The sequence below is a fragment of the Prochlorococcus marinus str. MIT 1214 genome (assembly GCF_027359355.1).
Lineage (GTDB): Bacteria > Cyanobacteriota > Cyanobacteriia > PCC-6307 > Cyanobiaceae > Prochlorococcus_B > Prochlorococcus_B marinus_F.
Genome location: NZ_CP114777.1, coordinates 1,736,314 through 1,759,892, shown reverse-complemented (window position 1 = coordinate 1,759,892; position 23,579 = coordinate 1,736,314). Strand labels below are relative to the sequence as shown.

Annotated in this window: 17 protein-coding genes, 4 tRNA genes and 3 rRNA genes; 10 read left to right on the top strand and 14 right to left on the bottom strand. The window is 38.4% G+C overall.

Annotated elements, in window-relative coordinates; genetic code table 11:
* Window positions 1-26: 26 nt before the first annotated feature.
* The gene (locus O5639_RS09665) at window positions 27-419 is read right to left on the bottom strand and encodes a hypothetical protein (RefSeq protein ID WP_269624302.1); all 393 of its coding nucleotides are present in this window, start codon (window positions 417-419) and stop codon (window positions 27-29) included.
* Between the two features lie 269 nt (window positions 420-688).
* Here O5639_RS09665 and O5639_RS09660 point away from each other — a divergent pair, with 269 nt between their 5' ends.
* Window positions 689-1,624, top strand: coding sequence for a hypothetical protein (locus tag O5639_RS09660; protein WP_269624301.1), 936 nt, complete (start codon window positions 689-691; stop codon window positions 1,622-1,624).
* A gap of 103 nt (window positions 1,625-1,727) precedes the next feature.
* Here O5639_RS09660 and O5639_RS09655 read toward each other — a convergent pair whose 3' ends face one another.
* Together O5639_RS09655 and O5639_RS09650 are read right to left on the bottom strand one after the other, a co-directional pair.
* The gene (locus O5639_RS09655; protein ID WP_269624300.1) at window positions 1,728-1,901 is read right to left on the bottom strand and encodes a hypothetical protein; all 174 of its coding nucleotides are present in this window, start codon (window positions 1,899-1,901) and stop codon (window positions 1,728-1,730) included.
* 489 nt (window positions 1,902-2,390) lie between these two features.
* Entirely contained in the window at window positions 2,391-3,077 is a 687-nt protein-coding gene (locus O5639_RS09650; RefSeq protein ID WP_269624299.1) for a hypothetical protein, read from the bottom strand.
* A 426-nt stretch (window positions 3,078-3,503) separates the two neighbouring features.
* Here O5639_RS09650 and O5639_RS09645 point away from each other — a divergent pair.
* Both O5639_RS09645 and O5639_RS09640 read left to right on the top strand, forming a co-directional pair.
* A tRNA-Tyr gene (locus tag O5639_RS09645) sits at window positions 3,504-3,585 on the top strand.
* Window positions 3,586-3,596: 11 nt separating this feature from the next.
* Window positions 3,597-3,668, top strand: a tRNA-Thr gene (locus O5639_RS09640).
* Window positions 3,669-3,980: 312 nt separating this feature from the next.
* Here the strand turns inward: O5639_RS09640 and O5639_RS09635 are convergent.
* A complete protein-coding gene (locus O5639_RS09635; protein WP_269624298.1) occupies window positions 3,981-6,521 on the bottom strand; it encodes a tetratricopeptide repeat protein in 2,541 nt (846 codons plus the stop codon).
* A gap of 953 nt (window positions 6,522-7,474) precedes the next feature.
* On the opposite strand from O5639_RS09635, the gene O5639_RS09630 reads away from it, so the two are divergent.
* Window positions 7,475-7,636 carry a DUF4278 domain-containing protein gene (locus O5639_RS09630; protein ID WP_269624297.1) on the top strand — a complete coding sequence of 54 codons (162 nt, stop codon included), beginning with the start codon at window positions 7,475-7,477 and terminating at the stop codon, window positions 7,634-7,636.
* A 61-nt stretch (window positions 7,637-7,697) separates the two neighbouring features.
* Here O5639_RS09630 and O5639_RS09625 read toward each other — a convergent pair whose 3' ends face one another.
* Together O5639_RS09625 and O5639_RS09620 are read right to left on the bottom strand one after the other, a co-directional pair.
* Window positions 7,698-8,444 carry a TVP38/TMEM64 family protein gene (locus O5639_RS09625; RefSeq protein WP_269624296.1) on the bottom strand — a complete coding sequence of 249 codons (747 nt, stop codon included), beginning with the start codon at window positions 8,442-8,444 and terminating at the stop codon, window positions 7,698-7,700.
* Window positions 8,445-8,523: 79 nt separating this feature from the next.
* On the bottom strand, window positions 8,524-8,847 hold the full coding sequence (locus O5639_RS09620) for a hypothetical protein (RefSeq protein WP_269624295.1): 324 nt from the start codon (window positions 8,845-8,847) through the stop codon (window positions 8,524-8,526).
* Window positions 8,848-9,054: 207 nt separating this feature from the next.
* On the opposite strand from O5639_RS09620, the gene O5639_RS09615 reads away from it, so the two are divergent.
* Together O5639_RS09615 and O5639_RS09610 are read left to right on the top strand one after the other, a co-directional pair.
* Window positions 9,055-10,434: an aldehyde dehydrogenase family protein gene (locus O5639_RS09615; RefSeq protein ID WP_269624294.1), complete on the top strand. Its 1,380-nt coding sequence runs from the start codon at window positions 9,055-9,057 to the stop codon at window positions 10,432-10,434.
* Window positions 10,435-10,479: 45 nt separating this feature from the next.
* The gene (locus tag O5639_RS09610; protein WP_269624293.1) at window positions 10,480-11,343 is read left to right on the top strand and encodes a LysM peptidoglycan-binding domain-containing protein; all 864 of its coding nucleotides are present in this window, start codon (window positions 10,480-10,482) and stop codon (window positions 11,341-11,343) included.
* 1 nt (window position 11,344) lies between these two features.
* Here the strand turns inward: O5639_RS09610 and O5639_RS09605 are convergent, their stop codons facing one another.
* Window positions 11,345-12,394, bottom strand: coding sequence for a hypothetical protein (locus tag O5639_RS09605; RefSeq protein WP_269624292.1), 1,050 nt, complete (start codon window positions 12,392-12,394; stop codon window positions 11,345-11,347).
* A gap of 207 nt (window positions 12,395-12,601) precedes the next feature.
* Here O5639_RS09605 and O5639_RS09600 point away from each other — a divergent pair, with 207 nt between their 5' ends.
* Together O5639_RS09600 and O5639_RS09595 are read left to right on the top strand one after the other, a co-directional pair.
* Window positions 12,602-12,820, top strand: coding sequence for a photosystem I reaction center subunit IV (locus O5639_RS09600; RefSeq protein ID WP_269624291.1), 219 nt, complete (start codon window positions 12,602-12,604; stop codon window positions 12,818-12,820).
* Between the two features lie 14 nt (window positions 12,821-12,834).
* The gene (locus tag O5639_RS09595; RefSeq protein ID WP_269624290.1) at window positions 12,835-13,683 is read left to right on the top strand and encodes a DNA-formamidopyrimidine glycosylase; all 849 of its coding nucleotides are present in this window, start codon (window positions 12,835-12,837) and stop codon (window positions 13,681-13,683) included.
* Between the two features lie 45 nt (window positions 13,684-13,728).
* Here the strand turns inward: O5639_RS09595 and rrf are convergent.
* The 5 genes from rrf to O5639_RS09570 all read right to left on the bottom strand — a co-directional run bounded on the left by rrf (window position 13,729) and on the right by O5639_RS09570 (window position 18,920).
* Window positions 13,729-13,845, bottom strand: a 5S ribosomal RNA gene (gene rrf / locus O5639_RS09590).
* An 89-nt stretch (window positions 13,846-13,934) separates the two neighbouring features.
* Window positions 13,935-16,810 (bottom strand): 23S ribosomal RNA (locus tag O5639_RS09585).
* 304 nt (window positions 16,811-17,114) lie between these two features.
* Window positions 17,115-17,187 (bottom strand) — tRNA-Ala (locus O5639_RS09580).
* Between the two features lie 9 nt (window positions 17,188-17,196).
* Window positions 17,197-17,270 (bottom strand) — tRNA-Ile (locus O5639_RS09575).
* Window positions 17,271-17,435: 165 nt separating this feature from the next.
* Window positions 17,436-18,920, bottom strand: a 16S ribosomal RNA gene (locus tag O5639_RS09570).
* The 16S, 23S and 5S rRNA genes sit together here with 2 tRNA genes alongside, the layout of an rRNA operon.
* 644 nt (window positions 18,921-19,564) lie before the next feature.
* On the opposite strand from O5639_RS09570, the gene O5639_RS09565 reads away from it, so the two are divergent.
* Window positions 19,565-21,016 carry a glycoside hydrolase 100 family protein gene (locus O5639_RS09565; protein ID WP_269624289.1) on the top strand — a complete coding sequence of 484 codons (1,452 nt, stop codon included), beginning with the start codon at window positions 19,565-19,567 and terminating at the stop codon, window positions 21,014-21,016.
* Here O5639_RS09565 and petD read toward each other — a convergent pair.
* Both petD and petB read right to left on the bottom strand, forming a co-directional pair.
* A complete protein-coding gene (petD, locus tag O5639_RS09560) occupies window positions 21,013-21,495 on the bottom strand; it encodes a cytochrome b6-f complex subunit IV (protein ID WP_269624288.1) in 483 nt (160 codons plus the stop codon). The genes O5639_RS09565 and petD overlap by 4 nt on opposite strands.
* A gap of 53 nt (window positions 21,496-21,548) precedes the next feature.
* Window positions 21,549-22,205, bottom strand: coding sequence for a cytochrome b6 (gene petB, locus O5639_RS09555; protein WP_011294336.1), 657 nt, complete (start codon window positions 22,203-22,205; stop codon window positions 21,549-21,551).
* 69 nt (window positions 22,206-22,274) lie between these two features.
* On the opposite strand from petB, the gene ctpZ reads away from it, so the two are divergent.
* Window positions 22,275-23,576 carry a carboxyl-terminal processing protease CtpZ gene (gene ctpZ / locus O5639_RS09550; protein WP_269624287.1) on the top strand — a complete coding sequence of 434 codons (1,302 nt, stop codon included), beginning with the start codon at window positions 22,275-22,277 and terminating at the stop codon, window positions 23,574-23,576.
* The last annotated feature ends 3 nt before the right edge of the window (window positions 23,577-23,579 follow it).

Below are 23,579 nucleotides of genomic sequence, written 5' to 3'. Positions count from 1 at the left end.
AAAGAAACAAGATTAATTCAAATCAACTAAAAAGCATCTCTACAAACTCGTAATCTTGTCTTCTCCGCTTCAGTGATTTGTTGATTGATTTCATCTTTTTTTGATCGTTCCAACCCCTGCCAATTCATATATTCCCCCATTTCTAGCGCATATCTCCCAACCTTAAGGATACTAAAAAAAGAAGCATTACAATGCTCTTTTTTTCCACTTAACTGATACAGGTCCATCATTTTTTCTGACCGAGCCAAAGCGGCATCATATTTTCTTTTTATTTCTTGATAAGCCATGTCTCGTGTACTCGGCTTAGAAGAACCAAAACCAAAAGGCAACTTACTTAAAAAGCCTAGGGAGAACATAATGCCTGCACCAATAACTACAGTCGCGGCAACTCTTACAAGCCAAGTAGTTGTTTTATCCAAAAAAACTCCTATTAACTTTGCAATACAAACTACTATAGTTTTAATTATCTCCAGCAGGGATGAATGCACTACAGATCTCAGAAGCAAGTGGCCACAAAGATCTAAGAATGTTGATGAGCTACAGCCACTATCATCTGGGGTATAAGGGGTGAAGAGTTTTAGCTCAGACGTATAAACAGGCTTGAAAATCCATGCCGCATAATGACCTACTTGCAGTGCTATTCCAGAGACGGCATATTTAGAAGCCCAAGAGACGCAGCATTTTCCAAGTGAACAAAGAAGAGATAGCTGCCCAAAAGCACATCAAAGAACTAGAGGAAGAATTTTCAGATATCTCAATAGAGATTATTTCTGCTTGGGATAGCTGGCAATATCAAAAAACAATCGTAGAGGATTTAAAAAATGATCGTCAGGACACGAAAATTGCAGAAGAAGAACTAATTAAAAAAGAAGAAATTTATAACAATATAGAAATAACGAACGAAACTAGACAGCAAGAAATAGAAAGAGAAATAAAAGAAATAAATCAAAAGTTCCCTAATCTCAAAGAGGCACGGCAAAAAGAAAAAGAACAATTAAAGAAAAAGGCTAAAGAAAAGTCAATGAAAACTTCGAAAATAATTGCATCTACCGTAACCCTAATCATTACAGTTGCTAGTGTTTATGATCTTGCAAAATGGAGAAGATATGAGACCTTTTACGATCAAAATAAAATAGAAGTAAAAGAGAGAATGAGAGCTCTTGGAGTTAAGCCAAACAGCTTATTTTTTCCTAAAATATTTGATAAATATCCCAAAAGATATCCCAAGGAAATTGTTTCTATTTGGCCGATATTAGCAACAGCAGATAGGTACGATATCAATTTAGCAACTCCAAGCTTGCTCCATTTTGATATGTTAAAAGACTCCTGTTTTAGAGCTGCTTTTGTAGAGAACATTTCTTATCTAAAGATTAGCAATGAGATCAAACCAAAAGAGAATGATGGAACTACTATTACTCGTGCTTGGGGCATGAGTCAATGTTGGTGGGTGGAAGGTACTGCACCTAGTCTTTTAGGTGGGAATGATAACGTCTTGAGTCATATAATTAGCCTACCTTTCATTGACTTGATTCCATTCTTTTGGTCTATAGTTTATACTCCTAAATTCTGGTTATTGTTAATAATAATTTTACCATTACCTTTTATCTATTTATTATTTGATTAGCCACCTGTATCTATTCCAAATTCATCTTTCATGTCATAGGTCATCCATCAAAAACCAGCCACCTTATAGCCTCGATTTTCAGAACTCATGCCCTCAGATCCCTTTATCCATAAGGGCCATATTTTGATCTTTTTCTGATAGCAGCCAAGCATTTCATATCGTTTAGCTCTTTTAGAGATATCTTTTCTGAATGAGCCTCAATGTGACGTTCAACTGCTTCTCGCTCTCTCTTGGTCAGTGTTTTTCCAGAGTTAAGTAATTCGTTAATAGTTCTCATGGTTAATTCGTGATTGTGGTTAATGCGCATAAAAAAAGAGAGACCAGTCTTGGCCTCTCTTCTGCGTGAATAGTTTTAATCTCTCAGCTTTTAACGTCTTCAGGGAGGTTGGACGTAATGACTACCTTTACTCGTTATCAATTCATCAGTGGACAAGAAAAAGAAAGATCTCTCTTTTTACTCCCCCCCTATAGGTACCTAGTGCAGTCTCATGACTCGACTTCGTCGAGCTGATGAGATAGCACAAGCTCTTGATGTAGTGAATGTGAATTGATAAAGAAGGTGAATGACTCGCTTCGCTCGCCATTAAACACCTATCGATCAATGCGCTCGCTTAGTAAATACTGGGATCCCAGCCTTTTTCTTGTCTTTTGCAATAACTAATTCCAAGCTTCCCCGTGTATTATGTGGTGGTTGAATTCTTTTCCCCTCTAATAAAGCGGTCTAAGTTGATTTGCCATAGGCGATAACCTTCTATGATTTTCTTTGTCAGCTGGGTCCTCCGACCATTCTCTCGTACTCTTCAAGTTCATCGTCATCCCACCTCTCGGGTTGGACACCTTTTGAATGAAAAACAATACCTTCTTTTCTGAAAAATTTTGGTGGTTTCTCTGACGGCAAAATGTCTTGGCGCAGCATCCCTTGATCAACAGATCGATGTCTCTTTCGTTCTTCTTTGAGATAAGCCTTACGTTTTTCTTTTTGCTCTTCAGTCATCGGCGTGTAGTTCAAGATCAATGACTGAATGATGCGAGCCTTTGATTGAGCAATCGCATTTTTATGGCACTCGAGCTTTTTATATGCCGTACTAGTAATTTGATAGGTGACTTGTTTTTCTCCTTCAGTTCCTTTGTAACTGATCTTCTTATCTGTAGGAGTCAAGAGACTTTCATCCCATAAATATCGCTGCGTTGGGTTGCGACTATTAGAAAGAGAAGCATAACGAGGTAATCCAATTAGAATTATTCTCGACAACATTTCCCAGCGAGTTAACTGACAGGTCTCAGAAAGCTCTATCAACCTACTAAAAGCATCTGAGCTGATACTTACATTGATCGTTTTACGCGTAACTCGAACTCTCTTACTGCCATCGTCTTTGATCTCTTGCCGAAAATCTTTTAAACCATCCTTCTTCTTTTTTCTGTAGTGCTTCTGGTCTTTGGTGAGCTTCTTCATTCACCCATGCTAGTGAAACAATTTAAGAAGACTCAAACACAAAGAGAAAGGTCTAAAAACACGTTTAAATCTATTTTTTGTCTTAGTCGTTTTCTGAAATCGTTTCAAGGAGTCGTGTAAAAACACTTTCTCGACTCTTCAATCCCCATTCAATTTTGAGTTCATCTACAAAGTCAATCAAGTTGTTGGGCAGGTTAATCGTAACTTTCGAATAATCCTTTTTTGAAGCCTTTTGTTTGACGGCCAAAATGATGTACTTCAATCTATTTGTATCAAATGTAACTTATTTTTTAATGGATCACACCCCCTAAAAAGTGGACTAAACACAGATCACAGCACTCCCTAAAAAAGATTTGGCAAGTCGTCTCATCAGAGATATATTCGATTGGCGTCAAGCAAAGATGCCACGCTGCGTGGAAAGAAATCGGGTCGGTGCCCGAGTGGTTAATGGGGGCGGACTGTAAATCCGCTGGCTACGCCTACGTTGGTTCAAATCCAACCCGGCCCATCTTTCCACAAGCCCTTGTAGCTCAGCGGTAGAGCACTCCCTTGGTAAGGGAGAGGTCTCGGGTTCAAGTCCCGACGAGGGCATCGTCGGAAGCTTAACCAGGGCAAGTGATCTGAGGCACTAAGATCGCAAATCTTTGAAAGTGGACGTCCATTTTTGGGTCCACTTTTGTTGTTTTTAGGCCATTCACAGAAAAGGAAGCAGGTGGCAAGCACTTGTCCAATTGAAGCGACATTAAGGTCAAAAATGGAAAACTTTGCGCTTGCATGCAGCTGTTAAAAAGCTGGGAAATACTCTTCATATTTCCCTTTAGACTCCTTACAAATCAGATCTAATCCACCTCAAGCATTCAGAGAAGTAAAAGAAACCGAATTCAATAAGCGATCAAATAATGATCAACTAAAATTAGATTTTGGCTTCCAGTTCTCTGGCAATAAAGTATTATTTTGAGCAGCAGAAAGTGAATCCTTTAGGAACTGAATATATTCTTCAAAAATAGTTTCATCATTGAAAAGATATTTATTTGCCTTTTCATTTATTTGGGTTTCGATATTTTCTCTATATGATTTATCAAAAGCTAGCTTCTTGCATATTGATATATATTCATCTGGTGAATTAGCGATAGGTGCACCTTTGATATCCATTTGCTTGTATCCTGCAAATGCATGTCTAGATTTCATATGATTTGTTGGCATTGTTACTACAGGAGTATTAAAAGCCATTGCCTGATAAAAGGTGTTACCCATTCCAAAATAAAATGGATCAATTATTATATCTAACATTTTTACTATTTCTAAAAAATCGCCAAATGAGACTCGTGGGTAAAATATTGTTCGATTCAAAACTAATTTTGTAGTTTTTGCCCATCTTTCCTTTAACTTATCTGTCTGTAATTTTTTAGGACCATCTGCAAAGAAAAGAAAAGAATTTGGAATGTTTTCTAGAATTTTATCAAGGATTTTATCATAATCTGGATGAAATTTGAAAGGAGCATGAGGTATTCCAATTAAGAATGATTTTTCAGATATATTTAACTTAGATTTATTGAATGTATTTCCTTTATTTATCGGTTTAGAATAATTCACAGGTATTCTATTTAGTTTAATTAATCTTTCAGAATAAAATTCATTAGAATATTTAGTTTCATAATTATCACAAGAAATAAAATAGTCAATTTCAGGTAATCCAGACGTCATTGGATGCCCAAGGGTGGTAAATTGTACCAAAGCTAGTCTTGATAATGACAGAAGATATGTATAATTAGACATCCCAATATCAGGATAAAAAAGTATATCAATTGATTGATTTAATATTAAATCGGATGCCTCTTGTATAGATTCTGGCATCATTATTACCTCTGATGCAAGTGAATCAATCGATTGACTAAGTGAATCTACTTTGTAATAAGGAGTTCGAAATATTATGACCTCTACATCTGAAGATGCTATTTGCTTGATAATGTTTCCAAAAAACATACAAACTGAATGGTTCTTTAAATACTCAGAGCAAATACCAAGCCTAATAGAGTTTCTTCTTTGAGATTCTATTATTCCTTTTTCTTGATTAAATTTAGTATTAATTAATCCTTTTGAATTTCTTAAAACATTACCTAATAGTTTTAAAATTTCCAAGTCATCAGATGCATTATGATAAGCTAAATAAAATGCACATGTAGAAAATAAATCACCTTTGAATTCTAAGCTTTTATCTTTTTCAATTATAGCTAGTTGTTCCTTAAATTGATTCCTTTCGAAATCTGTTTGCTCCTGACTAAAAGGTATCTCTGATATATATAGCTTGCTTTTTATTCTAAATGATAGATTTTTAGGATCTAATTTAGAAGCTTTTTCGAATTCATAGGTTACCTCTTCCCCTAAACCAATTCGAATCAGACCTAAATTATAATGATAAATAGCAGATTTAGGCTCTAGATCAATAGCCTTTCTGATTGAGGACTCTGCTTCCTTTATCTTGCCAAGATCTTTTAAAACCCCCGCTAAATTATAATAAGATTCAGCAATATTCGGATTAATTTCAATAGCTTTATGGATTGATATTTCTGCTTCTTTTAATTTACTAAGCATTCTTAATATGTTAGCTAGATTAGAATGAGCTTCGGCAAGATCAGGTTGTATCTTGGTAGCTCTAAGGGCGAATACTTCCGCTTCTTGTAATTTACCAATATCTTTTAATATGTTAGCTAGATTAGAGTGTGCAATTGCAGAATCTGGATTGATTTCAATAGCTTTTCTTGTTAATGTTTCAGCCTCTTTTAATTTACCAAATTTGCCGAGTAAAGCTCCAAGTGCAGAATTGGCTTGAAAGAAGTTTGGTTTTAATTCAATAGTTTTACGAAGAGGTTCAATTGCTTCGCGAAGCTTATTTTGGTTAATCAGAATGTTTGCAAGAAGAAAATGAGAGTTAAATAGATTAGGGTTAAGTTCTATTGATTTACGACAAGCTACCGCTGCTGCTTTCACATTATCTAATTGAAAATAAGCACTTGCTAAATTCAGCCAAGCAGAAGCTAATTTAGGGTCAGATTCAGTCGCTTTAATAAGCAAAGATAATGCGACTTGTTTGTTACCAATATTAAGTTCAATACCTCCAAGATACGTTAATGCAGGAGCATAATCACTCTTGATTGAGATTGCTTTTCGATAATAATCTTTAGCTGTTATATTATCACCAGCAGCAAAATAGGTATTGGCTAGATCTTGAATTACTTCATAATCATCAGGATTAATATTTAGTAATTTATGTAAATGTATACGAGCATCTTCTATTTTTCCCAATGCAAATAAAGATTTTACGATTAGTTTTAAAGCTTCTATGGAGTTAATTTCAATGTCTAGTATATCATTACAAGCATCGATTGTTTCCTGATATTTATTTTTCTGAAAGAGTGTTTTTGCTAGATCTAATTTATAATACAAAATTTTGTATTCAATATTGATATTATACAGGATAATTGATTTCTTCTTTAGCCCATAAAAGATTTATATTTATTTTTTGAAAAACAAACTAAACGAAAAAATATCCTGACGATAAGGAAGGAATCAGGATGAGAGAGTATATAAAAAAAAAGAAGTTTACAAATAAGAAATAAAGAAGAAATTGATGTAGAAATCAGATAGATGAACATCCATTACTCATTATGAGGCACTATACCTTTTAGAGTCTGTGAGCGCTATTAGCTTGAGAAAAGGGAAAGAGAGGTTTCATTAACTTTTCATCTCCCATAAAATTGCGAGGCGAGTGGAAAAAGTAATGGAGTCTTTTATTTCTTGGATTAAGAAAACCACCTACTGCTTCAGCCGACCTTGAGGCTCATTCCTTTGCTGAAAGAATTTATTTTATTGAGGAGAAGTTGTGTTTTCTGTTCTAATCAAATCTGAGACTAGAAAAGCCCATTAAAATTACTTTTAGAAGTATTCAAAAAAACAGATGGGTAGGTCGATTGCTCTCCTTTTACTACAATTCTGAAGTAGAAATCAGAAAAATATCCTCTTAACAGCAATCAGAGATAAGACAATCACAATCAAATAAAAAATCGACGAAGGTACTTAAAACTTAAGAGCTATTAAATAATAAACACAAAAAAGCCACCTATTAAAAGGTGGCTTTTTTTAGGATCTGCAGGCAAGTGTTTCCTTGTTTCCACTGCTGGAGGATCCCAACTCCTCACAATTACAACCTAATGGGCTCAAAACAAATAACGTTGCCAAGCAGTAAAGTTTTTCAACTGTCACAGATCAAATGAATTTAAAAAGCACAGGTAGAGAAAAGACAATAATTTAGATGTAACAAGCTGAACACCAAGGAAAAGATATTTTGTTTATATTTGTTTTGTAGCAAAAACTACAAAAAACGTTCAACTCATCAAGTGATGAGCCGCAGTTTGCCTCAAGCCAAGGAACGGGGACTTGAGCATATTCCGGAGAAAGAAATGTCTTTAACCTACAGAGGTCTTAAGTACAATCAGCAAAAAGCAGTTGTAGCAAAGCAACACGTGCTACTTACTTATCGAGGTAAGTCTTACCAAAGCTAGCAAACATTTTTATATTTTATAGCCCTTGGTTTCAAGGGCTTTTTTTTTGTCGAATAAAAAATTACTTAATCATCTTAGATCTTTTATTTAAATATATATTTATCATTGCCAAGGTGAAAATTATAAAAAAAGATGCTAAAAATAGGAAAAGATAATTTCCAGAAATCATATCTAATTCGCCATTTAATACTTTTTGCAAGAAATTATTCAATCCAATATCCTTTATTTTCCTTGCAGCAAAACCACTAGCGACAAAAGGTGAATCTGAGATTATAATGCTAAAAATCAAAGCTGGTAAAAACCTTTTCAATGTTATTTTTGTTAGTCCTATTGCATAACAAACAAAATCAAAAAAGCCTGACATTAATAGAGCTGTCATAAGGAAATAATTCTTTTCTAGATAATCTTGACTAATGCTTTCAACTCTTCTCATTTGTCTTGAACCAAGTAATTTACTAATATAATTTCTTCCTAATTTTCTAGCCAATAAAAATGATATTGAACAAGATATAAAATCCGCAAAAAATATAATAACTAATCCCTGCACAAAGCCAAACTGAAAACCAGCAGCAGCTGAAAATACTGTTCCTGGTAACACTGGTATAATTATACTGATAGATCTCAATATAAATAATAGAAAGATCACTATTAAGCTAAAAAAGTTATTAGAATTTAATTTACTAACAACAGAATAAAAAAAATCAGATATATCATAGTCAAAGAAAAAAAGAGTCGTACTCAAAAAAACAGCAAAGAAAAATATTATTAGATACTTAAAATACTTACTAATGATTAACTTATTAGCCATGAATTATTTTTTCAAACCAACTCTAATTCTGTTTTAAAATTATCTTAATGAAATTATTTATATATTGCTAGAAAAATCACTAATTCTTTTCAAACTTTAAGCTGCACATTGTATTAGCTTCTGTTAAAGGCATTTCTCCAGAGTTCCATTTCTCATATACACATGTATAAAAAGGTTCATTTAGACTACTTAAATCATTTTTCTGATCTATTAATTCTCTTAGATATTTAGCTTTCGCCCTAAGATATTCTTTTTTATATGACCAGTACATCACCTCGGCAATACCTATAAAAGCCATAGCGAAAAAAAGAATGACAAACAAATGATTAATCAATCTTTCACTTCTAGGGATTAATATTTTAGTCTCAGTCTCAAAAAAAAGTAACTCGTAAATAATACTCAAAACACCTCTTCTTATTATGTTGAAAATAATGATTATTGCCTTTGATAGTTTTCATTACTATTCGTCCAAATCATAAGCACAACAGTAATGCCGTTATTGATCTCACCGAATTCAAAAGCTGAGTTAAAATACTTATCGGACTTTTTGCTAGGTCTTAACATCAACTAATGTTTTATTTTGCTAGAAGGAATAAAAATCGTAAAGACAATGTCAATAGAAAATTGCGAACTTAAACAATTACAAGATCAAGTTTTATCAGGGAAAACAAGAAATGAGCAATGGAGAAGGAACCAGCTCAAAGCTCTATCAAATTTATTAGAGAATCATAAGCAAGAGATCTTAAATGCGTTAAATCAGGATTTAGGAAAGCCTGCTACAGAAGCATTCTTTGAGATTATTGCCGTCAAACAAGAAATAAAACTGGCTCAAAAAAATTTATCCAATTGGATGAAAGTGAAGAAAATCAATGTTCCAGTTTCTCTTAGGCCTGCTCAAGCATTGGTCCAGCCAGACCCGTTGGGCTGCATTCTGATAATTGGTCCATGGAATTATCCTTTTTCACTTACTCTTCAACCACTTGTGGGAGCTTTAGCTGCTGGGAATACTGCTGTTTTAAAGCCATCAGAGCATGCACCTAATGTATCAACTCTAATAAAAAAACTCATAGAGAAATATTTTCCACCAGCGATTGCGCAAGTTTTTGAAGGAGATGGATCTATTGCTGCTAATTTAATGACTCATCAATTTGATCACGTCTTCTTTACAGGTGGAGAGAATATAGGGAAAAAAGTCATGGAAGCTGCTTCAAAAAACCTTACTCCAGTAACTTTAGAACTAGGAGGGAAAAGCCCAGCTATTGTTATCGATGGTGCAAATCTAGAAGTCACTGCAAAGAGAATTATATGGGGAAAAAGTCTAAACGCTGGTCAAACATGTATTGCTCCCGATCATTTACTAATTGAGCATAAACTTTTTGATTCTTTAGTTTCTAATTTAAAAAATTCGATTAATAATTTTTACGGAAATACGCCTTTAGAATCAAAACATCTGGGGAGCATTATCAATCAAAACCAATTTTATAGACTTAATAATTTACTAAAAGAAGCTAAAAAAAATAGCCAAATAATCTATGGGGGAGATGTCAATGAAAAAGAAAAAAAAATCAGCCCTACTCTAATCAAAATCGAGAATCGAAATGATCCACTAATGAAGGAAGAACTTTTTGGGCCATTGCTACCTATTTTGTGCATTTCAAATCTCGACCAGGCCATTTCAGACTTCAAGTTAATGCCTAAACCTCTTGCGCTATATCTTTTTGGAGGGGGTGAGAAAGAACAATCAAAAGTCCTTTCAATGACATCTTCTGGAGGTGTTTGTTTTAATGATGTTGTTTTACAGGCTGGGATACCAGAACTTCCATTTGGAGGTGTGGGAGCAAGTGGCATGGGAAAATACCACGGGAAAGCAGGGTTTGATAACTTTACTCATTATAAATCAGTCCTAAAAAGACCTTTTTGGCTGGATCTAAATTTCAGATATCCCCCGTATAATCTAGATTTATCTTTACTTGACAAATTATTAGGTTAAAATATATTTAATATCAACGAGATAAATTGATAATTCAGGCTATAGATGATTAAAAAGATAAAAATAACTTCTGGCTTGCTCTATATTAACAATATTATTTTTCTATTATCAATATTCACTTTAGCTGCTAATGCAGAAACAAAGGTTATAGCAAAAAGTGGTGATACACTTTTAAAAATAGCCAGGCAATATGGAGTTCCTTTGAAAGAGCTTATGTACAAAAATAATTTCAATAGTGCCAACAAAATAATAGAAGGAGAAGTTATATTAATACCTCTTCAAGAAAATGGTGAAATCAAAAAGAATGAACATCTTGCTTATAAAGTTATTGAAGGAGATACTCTTTATAAGATCGCAAGAGATTACAACTTAAATATAAGAGATATTATTTCTATCAACAATCTAGGAAATGATTTATCTCTTAAGATTGATCAAATTATCTTATTACCAAAGAAAGCTATATATAGCAAAGTTTCTGGTGGAGAAACAATTAAATTAGCAAGTAAAAAAGTTTTTTATCATAAAACTTCTAAGACAGAGTATCTCTCAAATATCGCAATGATTCATAAAATCTCAACAGAAGAAATTAATACTTTGAATAAACTAAATGATCCCATAAAAGTAAATCCTAATATAAAATTAAAACTAAGAAGAAATAAACCTTCAAAATGGCTAAAATACGGATCAATAATTGTCAACTGGTCAGACTGGACATATTTTGATGGCAATTATATTGCTCAAGCAAAAACAAAGAAAAATACATCTTTTTATTTAGCTCTTAGCTGCAAAAAAAGAGTATTAAATAATACATTAAAAAATGATTCTTACTGGACAGACTGGTATTTTCCTAAGACTGATTTTGAATTTAAATTAATTAATGATTTTTGTGATCAAGATTTTAAATTTTAAATTATATATTCATTTCACGAGATGGAGGTTCTAATCTTTCAGAATCTTCCTCAACAAGTTGCAATCTCAACCTTTTCCCCCCTGAAAGTTCTCCGAGAGAAACTTTTATTGTTGAACCAGTAAGCGTTTGAAGCGTGTCTAATAGCTCTCTTAAATAAGGAGTACTACTACCAGACTCGATCCATAGTCTCTCTTGCAAGCCTTCTAATCTTTTCCAAGCAGAATGAAACTTTAAGATAGAACTCTCTATGGTTTTTGCTTGACCAAAAGCATCTGAAAGTAATCCTAAAGAATCCAACCTGACAGCTTCTTGAGTAGCTTTTTCTAAATTTAAATTTTTATTTTGAAAAGCTCTTAAGGCTAGAGACGCATCTAAAGACTTGCCCATCCATTTCGCAGTATTCGTCAAATCTTTTACCGAATCAATTTCAGGTTTCTCTCTTAAAGTTTCGCAGATTTCTTCTTGCTGAATAGGCGGCAACTTAGATAATTCTCTCACCAATGGTGCAACAAACTTAGCTGGCAATAAATTTGATTGCGTTTTTTCTCTAATTTCATCAGGTAAAAGAGAGCTTGTTGCGGCCATAAATTCGTCAGTCAAACTCTTTACTTGTCGTCTCGTAATGTCCTTTCCTTCATTAGCAGCTTCAGAGATCAAATATTGAATTTCTGGCTCAGCTTGTGCGGTTTCGATAAAAGCTCTTTTAGAAAAATTATTTATACTTGATTCCTCAAGAATTCCATCAACCACAAGATTATCCGAGGAATCAGCTAATTGAATAAGAGAATATGCTTTGCTTTTACTGATTTCCATCTCCCTTAACCACTGCAAAAAGCCTGTACCTCTGCCATCCCCACCCCTCTTTTCTCTATCTCTTACAACACGTAAAATCCTTCCTCGCCAAATTTCGGTTTGCAAATCAAACTGCTCGCAAATTGACCACGCATTCTCTAGTTTCGCAATGAAATCAATATTACTTAACTCGTCTTGCTCAGGATCAGGCAAATCAAAACTAAGAGAAGAGGGGTCTAAAGATGGCTGTGATATCACAAAAAATAAAATCTTTTAAGGCTCAACACTTCAAAGTTAATAGAAAATTCGCCCTAAAATCAATATGAATTAATTTCCTCTGAAAGTAATAAATCTTTTAACAGCGATCTACTTTTCTAAAAAACCAGCGACAGTCTGTGACACAAATACAAAATATCTCCTATTCTGATAGATAATAAGAATATTAAAATAATTTAGGGGAGTCAGATGAGCTTTGCGAGAAAAGACAAGGTTCGCATTTTGCGTCAAGAATCATACTGGTTCAATCAAATTGGAGAAATAGTCTCTATCGATAAATCTCCAGCAATGAGATACCCAGTAACTGTCAAATTTGAAAAATGTGATTTCAAAGCTTTTAGTGGTGTTGATGGTGGTGCCAATACCAGTCAATTTTCAGTAAAAGAATTAGAAGCTGCAGCAAATTAGCAGTATTATTACTTTTGCCAGAATTACCTGAAGTTGAAACTGTTAGAAAAGGACTTGAGAAACTTCTAAATAATTTTTATATTAAAAAAATAGAAGTATTAAAAGAAAGATCAATTGCAAATATTGGCGGATCTGCATATTTCATAAAAAATATTAAAAATAGTTTTTTAGGTAATTGGGAAAGGCGAGGTAAATATTTAATAGGGGCCCTCCATACAAAAGAGAAAAATAGTAAAGGATTTTTAGTTGTTCATCTTAGAATGACAGGCCAATTCAAATTAATAGAGAAACAAATACTCCCATGCAAACATACAAGAGTGCGATTTATTGAAAAGGAAGGAAAAGAACTTCGTTTTATAGATATTAGAAATTTCGGACAAATGTGGTACGTACCAACGTCTAAATCAGTACCAGAAGTAGTCTCTGGAATTAAAAGATTAGGCCCTGAACCATTTAGTGCTGATTTCAATAGTTCTTATTTAAAAGAATATTTGAAGAAAAAAACGCGCTCGATTAAATCTGCTTTATTAGATCAAGAAACTGTTGCTGGTGTTGGAAATATATATGCAGATGAAACATTATTTGATGCAGGTATTAATCCAAAAACTAAAAGCAATAATTTGAATATCTCTGAATTAAAAAAGATTTGCAATAGTCTGGTCAAAATTTTAAATATAAGTATCGGAGAGGGAGGAACTACTTTTAGTGACTTTAGAGATTTAGAGGGAATTAATGGAAATTATGGTGGACAAGCCTTGGTCTATAGAAGAAGTGGTAAAAGTTGTAAGAAATGTGGAGAGAAGATATTGCGAGAAAAGATCTGTGGCAGAAGCACTCACTGGTGTCCAAATTGCCAAAAATAATTGAACATTAAAAAAGAGTCCATAAGGACCCTTTTTAAATATTTTACCTGGCATTGAGCTATTTTCTCAGGGGGCTACCCCCCAAATATCGTCGCCGCTGATGCGTTTCACAACCGAGTTCGAGATGGATCGGAGTGGTTCCACATCGCCATGAACACCAGGAAAGTGTTATTTATGAACCCTGAAGACTGCATAGAAATTATTAAAAATAATCAGAAAAAATAAAGCAATAATTTAAGTAAAAGCAAAAGAAGGTCAAGCCCTCGATCTATTAGTACTCCTCCGCTGCATCTGTTGCCAGACTTCCACGTAGAGCCTATCAACGGGTGTTCTTCCCGTGATCTTACTGGTTTAAACCATGGGAATACTCATCTTGAGGTGGGCTTCCCACTTAGATGCTTTCAGCGGTTATCCACTCCGCACATGGCTACCCAGCGTTTACCGTTGGCACGATAACTGGTACACCAGAGGTGCGTTCCTCCCGGTCCTCTCGTACTAGGGAGAAATCCTCTCAATATTCCTGCGCATACACCGGATATGGACCGAACTGTCTCACGACGTTCTGAACCCAGCTCGCGTACCGCTTTAATGGGCGAACAGCCCAACCCTTGGGACCGACTTCAGCCCCAGGTTGCGATGAGCCGACATCGAGGTGCCAAACCTCCCCGTCGATGTGAACTCTTGGGGGAGATCAGCCTGTTATCCCTAGAGTAACTTTTATCCGTTGAGCGACGGCCCTTCCACTCAGAACCGTCGGATCACTAAAACCGACTTTCGTCCCTGTTCGACTTGTAGGTCTCACAGTCAAGCTTCCTTCTGCTTTTGCACTCGACGACTGATTTCCAACCAGCCTGAGGAAACCTTTGTGCGCCTCCGTTACCTTTTAGGAGGCGACCGCCCCAGTCAAACTGCCCAGCAGATACTGTCCGTTTCCCGGATAACGGGTAAACGTTAGATCTCTAGCTCTGAAAGAGTGGTATCTCACCGTTGACTCAGTAGCACCCAAAAGCACTACATCAATGTCTCCCACCTATCCTGCGCATTCAGAGCCCGAGAACAATACCAACCTGCAGTAAAGCTTCATAGGGTCTTTCTGTCCGGGTGTATGTAGTCCGCATCTTCACAGACAATTCTATTTCGCCGAGCCTCTCTCCGAGACAGCGCCCAGATCGTTACACCTTTCGTGCGGGTCGGAACTTACCCGACAAGGAATTTCGCTACCTTAGGACCGTTATAGTTACGGCCGCCGTTCACCGGGGCTTCAGTCACCAGCTTCGCTTACGCTAACCAGCTTCCTTAACCTTCCGGCACTGGGCAGGTGTCAGCCCCCATACATCGTCTTGCGACTTAGCGGAGACCTGTGTTTTTGGTAAACAGTCGCCTGGGCCTCTTCACTGCGACCAGCTTGCGCTGGCATCCCTTCTCCCGAAGTTACGGGACCATTTTGCCGAGTTCCTTAGAGAGAGTTATCTCGCGCCCCTCGGTATTCTCTACCACCCCACCTGTGTCGGTTTCGGGTACTGGCAATTATGCCTTAACGGGTATAGGGATTTTCTTGGAAGCATGACGTCACCAACTTCGCTGCCGTAGCAGCTCGTACTCACGCCTTAGCTCAGAACGTTTTCTCCGTTCCTCAAAGCCTCGAACGCTTGAACCAGTAACCAACATCTGGATTGGCTAGCCTTCTCCGTCCCCCTTCCCAAAACATAACTGGTACAGGAATGTTGACCTGTTATCCATCGACTACGCCTTTCGGCCTGACCTTAGGACCAGACTAACCCTCCGCGGACGAGCCTGCCGGAGGAACCCTTAGGGTTTCGGGGCATGGGATTCTCACCCATGTTTTCGCTACTCAAGCCGACATTCTCACTTCTATGCAGTCCACGCCCGCTTACGCTAACGCTTCACCCCACATAGAACGCTCCCCTACCATTTATAAATAAATCCGCAGCTTCGGTACAACACTTAGCCCCGTTCATTTTCGGCGCAGGATCGCTCGACCAGTGGGCTATTACGCACTCCTTTGAGGATGGCTGCTTCTAAGCAAACCTCCTGGTTGTCTGGGCAATCCCACCTCCTTTATCACTTAGTGTTGATTTTGGGACCTTAGCTGGCGGTCTGGGCTGTTTCCCTTTCGACTATGGAGCTTATCCCCCACAGTCTGACTGCCTAGCTACACACAGGGTATTCAGAGTTCATCACGATTTGGTACCGCTCTCGCAGCCCGCACCGAAATGGTCGCTTTACCCCCCTGCTGGAGCACTAGACGCTACGCCTCAACGTATTTCGGGGAGAACCAGCTAGCTCCTGGTTCGATTGGCATTTCACCCCTAACCACAGCTCATCCGGTGACTTTTCAACGTCAGTCGGTTGGGACCTCCACTTGGTATCACCCAAGCTTCATCCTGGCCATGGTTAGATCACCAGGGTTCGGGTCTATAAACACTGACAAAACGCCCTATTCAGACTCGCTTTCGCTATGGCTCCACCATTTTCGGTTTAACCCGCCAGTGCCTATAAGTCGCCGGCTCATTCTTCAACAGGCACACGGTCACCCGATAAGTCGGGCTCCCATTGCTTGTAGGCTCATGGTTTCATGTTCTATTTCACTCCCCTCCCGGGGTTCTTTTCACCTTTCCCTCACGGTACTGTTTCACTATCGGTCACACAGGAGTACTTAGCCTTACGAGGTGGTCCTCGTAGATTCACACGGAATTCCACGTGCTCCGTGCTACTCGGGATACAGATAGGCTAACTCTCCTTTCGATTACGGGGCTTTCACCCTCTGTGGCACGCCATTCAAGCGCTTCTTCTAGGTTTGTTAGTCCACGTTTCTGTCCCACAACCCCGATAGTCGAAACTATCGGTTTGGGCTATTCCCCGTTCGCTCGCCGCTACTTAGGGAGTCGTTATTTACTTTCCTTTCCTCCAGCTACTAAGATGTTTCAGTTCGCTGGGTTGGCTCGTGCCAGCCTATATATTCAGCTGGCCGTTCTAAGGGTTGCCCCATTCGGAAATTCCCGGATCAAAGCGTGTATCCAGCTCCCCGAGACATATCGCAGGTAACCACGTCCTTCATCGCCTCTGTGTGCCAAGGTATCCGCCATGAGCCCTTTATAGCTTGACCTTAAATACAATCACAAAATCAATTGTGCTCGGCTATTACTCAAGAATTAAACATGAATTCTATTTATAGAATTTGGTTTTAATACCAATTTATATATACAGAATTATGCATCCATGAGATGCTTTATTCTTTCTAATCTATGCAGTTTTCAAGGTTCTACTGAATTCTCATGAAATAAATCCATGCGAGCCCAGCATATTATCAACTATTAGAAGATGACAAGAAGCTAGGTTCATTCATATAGACAATGTCAAGTCACATCAACAATTTTTCTCCGGAATTTAGTTACCAGGGTAGGTTTCAGTGGAGGTAAGCGGACTCGAACCGCTGACATCCTGCTTGCAAAGCAGGCGCTCTACCAACTGAGCTATACCCCCAACAACGAATGGGCCATCCTGGACTTGAACCAGGGACCTCACCCTTATCAGGGGTGCGCTCTAACCACCTGAGCTAATGGCCCAGGAGAAACCCTTGTTGGGTGTGACCTAGACAAGTTTAGGAACTGAAATTAAAGGATTAATTATAAAATTAATTCAAAAATCTGAGGTACCGATCGACCTTAAGGTGACAGGATTGCGGCCTAAGATAATTACTTAGACATCACAATCGATTAATTGTCTCCCTGTTAGGAGGTGATCCAGCCGCACCTTCCGGTACGGCTACCTTGTTACGACTTCACCCCAGTCATCAGCCCCACCTTCGGCGTCCTTCTCCACAAGGGTTAAAGTAACGACTTCGGGCGTGGCCAACTTCCATGGTGTGACGGGCGGTGTGTACAAGGCCCGGGAACGTATTCACCGCAGTATGCTGACCTGCGATTACTAGCGATTCCTACTTCACGTAGGCGAGTTGCAGCCTACGATCTGAACTGAGCCACGGTTTATGGGATTTGCTAGCTCTCGCGAGTTTGCTGCCCTTTGTCCGTAGCATTGTAGTACGTGTGTAGCCCAGGACGTAAGGGGCATGATGACTTGACGTCATCCACACCTTCCTCCGGTTTATCACCGGCGGTCTTTCTAGAGTGCCCAACTAAATGCTGGCAACTAAAAACGTGGGTTGCGCTCGTTGCGGGACTTAACCCAACATCTCACGACACGAGCTGACGACAGCCATGCACCACCTGTCACTGCGTTCCCGAAGGCACCCTCTAATTTCTTAAAGGTTCGCAGGATGTCAAGCCCTGGTAAGGTTCTTCGCGTTGCATCGAATTAAACCACATACTCCACCGCTTGTGCGGGCCCCCGTCAATTCCTTTGAGTTTCACACTTGCGTGCGTACTCCCCAGGCGGAACACTTAACGCGTTAGCTACGACACCGAAGGGGTCGATTCCCCCGACACCTAGTGTTCATCGTTTACGGCCAGGACTACAGGGGTATCTAATCCCTTTCGCTCCCCTGGCTTTCGTCCATGAGCGTCAGTAATGGCCCAGCAGAGCGCCTTCGCCACTGGTGTTCTTCCCGATATCTACGCATTTCACCGCTACACCGGGAATTCCCTCTGCCCCTACCATACTCAAGCCAATCAGTTTCCACTGCCATGATGGAGTTAAGCTCCACGCTTTAACAGCAGACTTGAAAGGCCGCCTGCGGACGCTTTACGCCCAATAATTCCGGATAACGCTTGCCACTCCCGTATTACCGCGGCTGCTGGCACGGAATTAGCCGTGGCTTATTCCTCAAGTACCGTCATATCTTCTTCCTTGAGAAAAGAGGTTTACAGCCCAGAGGCCTTCGTCCCTCACGCGGCGTTGCTCCGTCAGGCTTGCGCCCATTGCGGAAAATTCCCCACTGCTGCCTCCCGTAGGAGTCTGGGCCGTGTCTCAGTCCCAGTGTGGCTGATCATCCTCTCAGACCAGCTACTGATCGAAGCCTTGGTGAGCATTTACCTCACCAACTAGCTAATCAGACGCGGGCTCATCCTCAGGCGAAATTCATTTCACCTCTCGGCATATGGGGTATTAGCGGTCGTTTCCAACCGTTATCCCCCTCCTGAGGGCAGATTCCCACGCGTTACTCACCCGTCCGCCACTAACCCGAAGGTTCGTTCGACTTGCATGTGTTAAGCACGCCGCCAGCGTTCATCCTGAGCCAGGATCAAACTCTCCGTTGTAGTCAGGCCCTATTGTAAAAATTAATTCTACTCAGTCTGATTTGCTTCTCCCACCAATTACAGCACTGGCGTACTGATTGTGATTGTTGCCACCTTATTTTTAATAAGGGTTCTAAAGAGTGCACTTAGTTTTATCTTCGTGACTTTCCCGGATCTCAGATCCGTCGTTGCCCTAATTCTGTAACACCTAATATCAAAATGGAGCCGTGAAACTCCAATTCAAAATAGTGACAGAACTATGCAACTAATTTCTTTTGACGGGACCTCACACCTTTATCGCAAATACATCCAATTATTAAATAATTGGACGCGATAAAAGCGTCAGTTCCTAAACTTTTAAGTTGTCGAGGTGCAATGTTTTTGACTTAAAAGCCAAGAACATTTTTCGATCTTTCGACCGTTTTTCAGCTTACAACACAGAAGGGTTTAGTCTTCAATTGTTGTAAAACTCCCACTTAACTAAAAAACTTTCGTGATTTTCGCTAACTGAGTACGCTCCAGATTGACTTTCGCGCAGAAAAATATTGTAGACCCTAAACGTACTTAGATGCAACAAAGTTGCAAATGAAATGTTTTACCTTCTACTATCGATACTAAATGAGTAAGCCATAACTAGCTTTTAGCGATGGCATCAGATTATTTTAATGCCCGCACGTTTTAGCCAACAGCACCAAAGAGTTCGCCCCAACTCGAATGAAGACAAAGTTGTTGCGAGAGCTAAAGAACATTTTGAAAAAACTCTCATTGAAGTTTCAGGAAATATTGCAGGTAGTGTTGCGGCCTTAGAACATCCAACGAAAAACGATGCTCTCAATTATGGAGAGATTTTTTTAAGGGACAATGTCCCCGTAATGATTTATTTATTAACTCAAAAAAGATTTGACATAGTCAAAAAATTCCTGACAGTAAGCCTTGATTTGCAAAGTACTACCTATCAGACCAGAGGAGTTTTCCCAACAAGCTTTATAGAAGAAAAAGGAAAATTAATAGCAGATTATGGTCAGAGATCTATAGGAAGAATAACCTCTGCCGATGCAAGCCTTTGGTGGCCAATCCTATGTTGGCTTTATGTCAAAAAAAGTGGCGATCAAAGTTTTGGCACAAGTCAACAGGTTCAACGAGGTGTTCAACTTCTTCTTGATTTAGTTCTTCATCCAACTTTTGAAGGCAATCCAGTTCTGTTCGTTCCTGATTGCTCCTTTATGATCGATCGACCTATGGATGTTTGGGGCGCTCCTCTTGAAGTGGAGGTGTTGTTGCATGCATGTTTAAAAAGCTGCATTCAACTAATGGAATTAAGCAGAAAGCATCAAAAAAGTCGATTGCTTGATCAAAGGCTTGTTTTAACTCGTCAGTGGGTGCATGATCTTCGACAATTTCTTTTAAAGCACTATTGGGTAACAAGCAAAACGATGCAAGTTCTAAGAAGAAGGCCTACTGAGCAATACGGAGAAGATCAACATCAAAATGAATTCAATGTCCAGCCGCAAGTAGTCCCTTCATGGCTTCAAGATTGGCTCGAGAATAGAGGTGGATACCTAATTGGAAATATAAGAACAGGCAGACCAGATTTCCGTTTTTATAGCTTAGGAAATTCATTAGCTTGCATGTTTGGTGTATTGACAGCCCCACAACAGAGAGCATTATTTCGTCTTGTTCTTCACAACCGTGAACACCTCATGGCGCAAATGCCAATGAGGATATGTCATCCACCTATGGATATTGAAGAATGGCAAAACAAAACAGGATCAGACCCCAAAAACTGGCCATGGAGTTATCACAATGGGGGGCATTGGCCTAGTCTTTTATGGTTTTTTGGTGCCTCTATTTTGCTTCATGAAAAACGTTATCCAAAAGCTGATGTTTTACTAATGGGACAGATGAGAGCTCTTATTGAAGAATGTTATTGGAGTCAATTGAATCAACTCCCAAGACAAAAATGGGCAGAATATTTTGATGGCCCAACTGGCACATGGGTAGGACAACAATCTAGAACTTATCAAACCTGGACGATTGTTGGATTTTTATTAATGCATCATTTGCTAAGAGCTGAGCCTGATGATGTATTGATGTTGGATTTAGAGGAAAACTTCTAGAACAAACCTAACGTTAGAGATTTATCAATAGGTAGACATGCTCCAATACCGAGATACATTGTCAAAACAGTTCCAAATAAAAATAATGACATTGCAACTGGTCTTCTAAAAGGATTAGCAAATTTATTTACATTTTCAATAAAGGGAAGAATCATTAAACCTAGAGGTATCAATGTCTGTAGAGCAATACCAAGTAATTTATTAGGTACAACTCGTAAAATCTGAAAAACAGGATATAAATACCATTCAGGAAGAATCTCTAAAGGAGTAGCAAATGGATTTGCTTTATCTCCAAGGAATGCTGGATCTAAAACTGCTAAACCAACAACACATGCAATGGTCCCAAGAATAACAACAGGGAAAATATATAATAGGTCATTTGGCCATGCTGGTTCTCCGTAATAATTATGACCCATTCCTTTAGCAAGTTTTGCTCTTAATTTGGTATCGGCTAAGTCAGGTTTCTTAAGAGTAGACATAGTTTAAGAAGATTTTTGAAGATAATTAAGGCTTATTCGATAATTAATTTCAATTATAATGGTCCTGAGATCCCTTGTTTTCTAATCATTAGAAAGTGCATCAACATGAAAACGGCTAATAGCCATGGCATTACGAAAGTATGGAGACTGTAAAACCTTGTCAAAGTTGACTGCCCAACACTTTCACCGCCTCTAAGAAGTTCAACCATAAAATCTCCAATTACTGGAATAGCTGCAGGTACTCCGGAAACAATTTTAACCGCCCAGTATCCAACTTGATCCCAAGGTAATGAATAGCCAGTAACTCCAAAAGCAACTGTTATAACTGCCATGACCACGCCAGTTATCCATGTTAATTCTCTAGGCCTTTTGAATCCACCAGTTAAATAAACTCGAAAAACATGCAAAATAAGCATGAGTACCATCATTGAGGCACTCCATCTATGAACTGATCTAATCAACCAACCAAAACTCACATCTGTCATCAAATAACTAACGGAGCTATAAGCTTCAGTTACTGTAGGTTTGTAATAAAAGGTCATCGCGAATCCAGTCGCAAATTGAATCAAAAAACAAACCAGTGTTATCCCACCCAGACAATAAAAAATGTTGACATGTGGGGGAACGTATTTTGAAGTGACATCATCAGCTATGTCCTGTATCTCAAGACGTTCCTGGAACCAGTCATAAACCGGTGAAGAGTTCGCCATCCACTTATGCACTGTACTTTCAAATATCTTACTCGATGTGCCCCTTGGTCGCCGCAAAAGATCAATCCAATGCTTTCATCTGTTAAATCTTTAACTAAGCTACTGCAAAGATTTTTTGCAGTATTAATATGCTTTGGAATTTTATTTCAAGTCTTTACTCAGCCCACTTTTGCCCTCAATGATGGACAATTACTGGTTATTGAGGCCTGGAATCTAGTTAATGCAGGTTACCTAGATCCAAAGAAATTTGATGAAATTCAATGGAAAAAACTTCGCCAAAAAGCCCTAGAAAAACCAATTAATAATTCACAGCAAGCCTACTCAGCTATAGAAGCAATGCTTCTTCCTCTTGGAGATCCTTATACGCGCTTATTGAGGCCAGACGATTACGAAGCGATGAAAAAAAGCAACATAGGAAGTGAAATCAACGGTGTTGGCCTTCAGTTGGGAGCAAGAAAAGAAGATGGAGAAATAGTTGTCATATCTCCTCTTGAAGGATCCCCTTCCTCGGATGCTGGTATCACAAGTGGAACAATTTTAAAAAAAGTCAATGGGCAATCTCCAAAACAATTGGGACTTGAAGCAACAGCAGCTAAATTGAGAGGACAAACCGGAACTCAAGTAATTGTTGAGATAGAACAACCTGACAATGAAATTAAAGAAATTTCTCTAGAAAGAAGAAGTGTTGATTTAAGACCAGTTAGGACAAAGAGAATAAGAAATGAATCTCATACATTTGGTTACTTGAGAATCACACAATTTAGCGAGGGAGTTCCTGATCAAGTCAAGGAAGCATTGCAAGAATTATCGGGGAAAGATATTGATGGACTGATTTTGGACCTAAGAAATAACTCTGGAGGTCTAGTAAGTTCCGGACTTGCAGTTGCCGATGACTTCCTCAGCAATATGCCCATTGTAGAAACAAAAAAAAGAGATTCTATAAATGATCCGATCAGCTCTGGTATAGAAACTCTTTATGATGGACCCATGGTTACGCTTGTAAATGCTGGAACAGCAAGCGCTAGTGAAATTCTTGCCGGAGCTTTACAGGACAATCAGAGATCTGAGCTTATAGGTAATAACACATTTGGGAAAGGTCTAATTCAATCCTTGACGAATTTAAGTGATGGCAGTGGTTTAGCAGTCACTGTTGCTAGCTATTTAACTCCAAATGGAAGAGACATACAGAATCTTGGAATAGTTCCTGATCGCCTCTTAGAAATGCCAGAGCCACTCAATCCAGGTTCCGATGAAGACAGATGGCTTTTAGATGCAGAGCTGATCATGCAAGCCACTTTGGATAAAGAAGAAGTTTCAGAGAAATCATCAAAAGAAGTTCAAGAAAAAGAAGAACAATCTATTAGCAATTAAATT

Coding starts and splice junctions, on each gene's coding strand:
- O5639_RS09655 (WP_269624300.1), bottom strand. CDS start 1,901: ATGAGAACTATTAACGAATTACTTAACTCTGGAAAAACACTGACCAAG.
- O5639_RS09650 (WP_269624299.1), bottom strand. CDS start 3,077: ATGAAGAAGCTCACCAAAGACCAGAAGCACTACAGAAAAAAGAAGAAG.
- O5639_RS09630 (WP_269624297.1), top strand. CDS start 7,475: ATGAGCCGCAGTTTGCCTCAAGCCAAGGAACGGGGACTTGAGCATATT.
- O5639_RS09625 (WP_269624296.1), bottom strand. CDS start 8,444: ATGGCTAATAAGTTAATCATTAGTAAGTATTTTAAGTATCTAATAATA.
- O5639_RS09615 (WP_269624294.1), top strand. CDS start 9,055: ATGTCAATAGAAAATTGCGAACTTAAACAATTACAAGATCAAGTTTTA.
- O5639_RS09610 (WP_269624293.1), top strand. CDS start 10,480: ATGATTAAAAAGATAAAAATAACTTCTGGCTTGCTCTATATTAACAAT.
- O5639_RS09600 (WP_269624291.1), top strand. CDS start 12,602: ATGAGCTTTGCGAGAAAAGACAAGGTTCGCATTTTGCGTCAAGAATCA.
- O5639_RS09565 (WP_269624289.1), top strand. CDS start 19,565: ATGCCCGCACGTTTTAGCCAACAGCACCAAAGAGTTCGCCCCAACTCG.
- petD (WP_269624288.1), bottom strand. CDS start 21,495: ATGTCTACTCTTAAGAAACCTGACTTAGCCGATACCAAATTAAGAGCA.
- petB (WP_011294336.1), bottom strand. CDS start 22,205: ATGGCGAACTCTTCACCGGTTTATGACTGGTTCCAGGAACGTCTTGAG.
- ctpZ (WP_269624287.1), top strand. CDS start 22,275: ATGCTTTCATCTGTTAAATCTTTAACTAAGCTACTGCAAAGATTTTTT.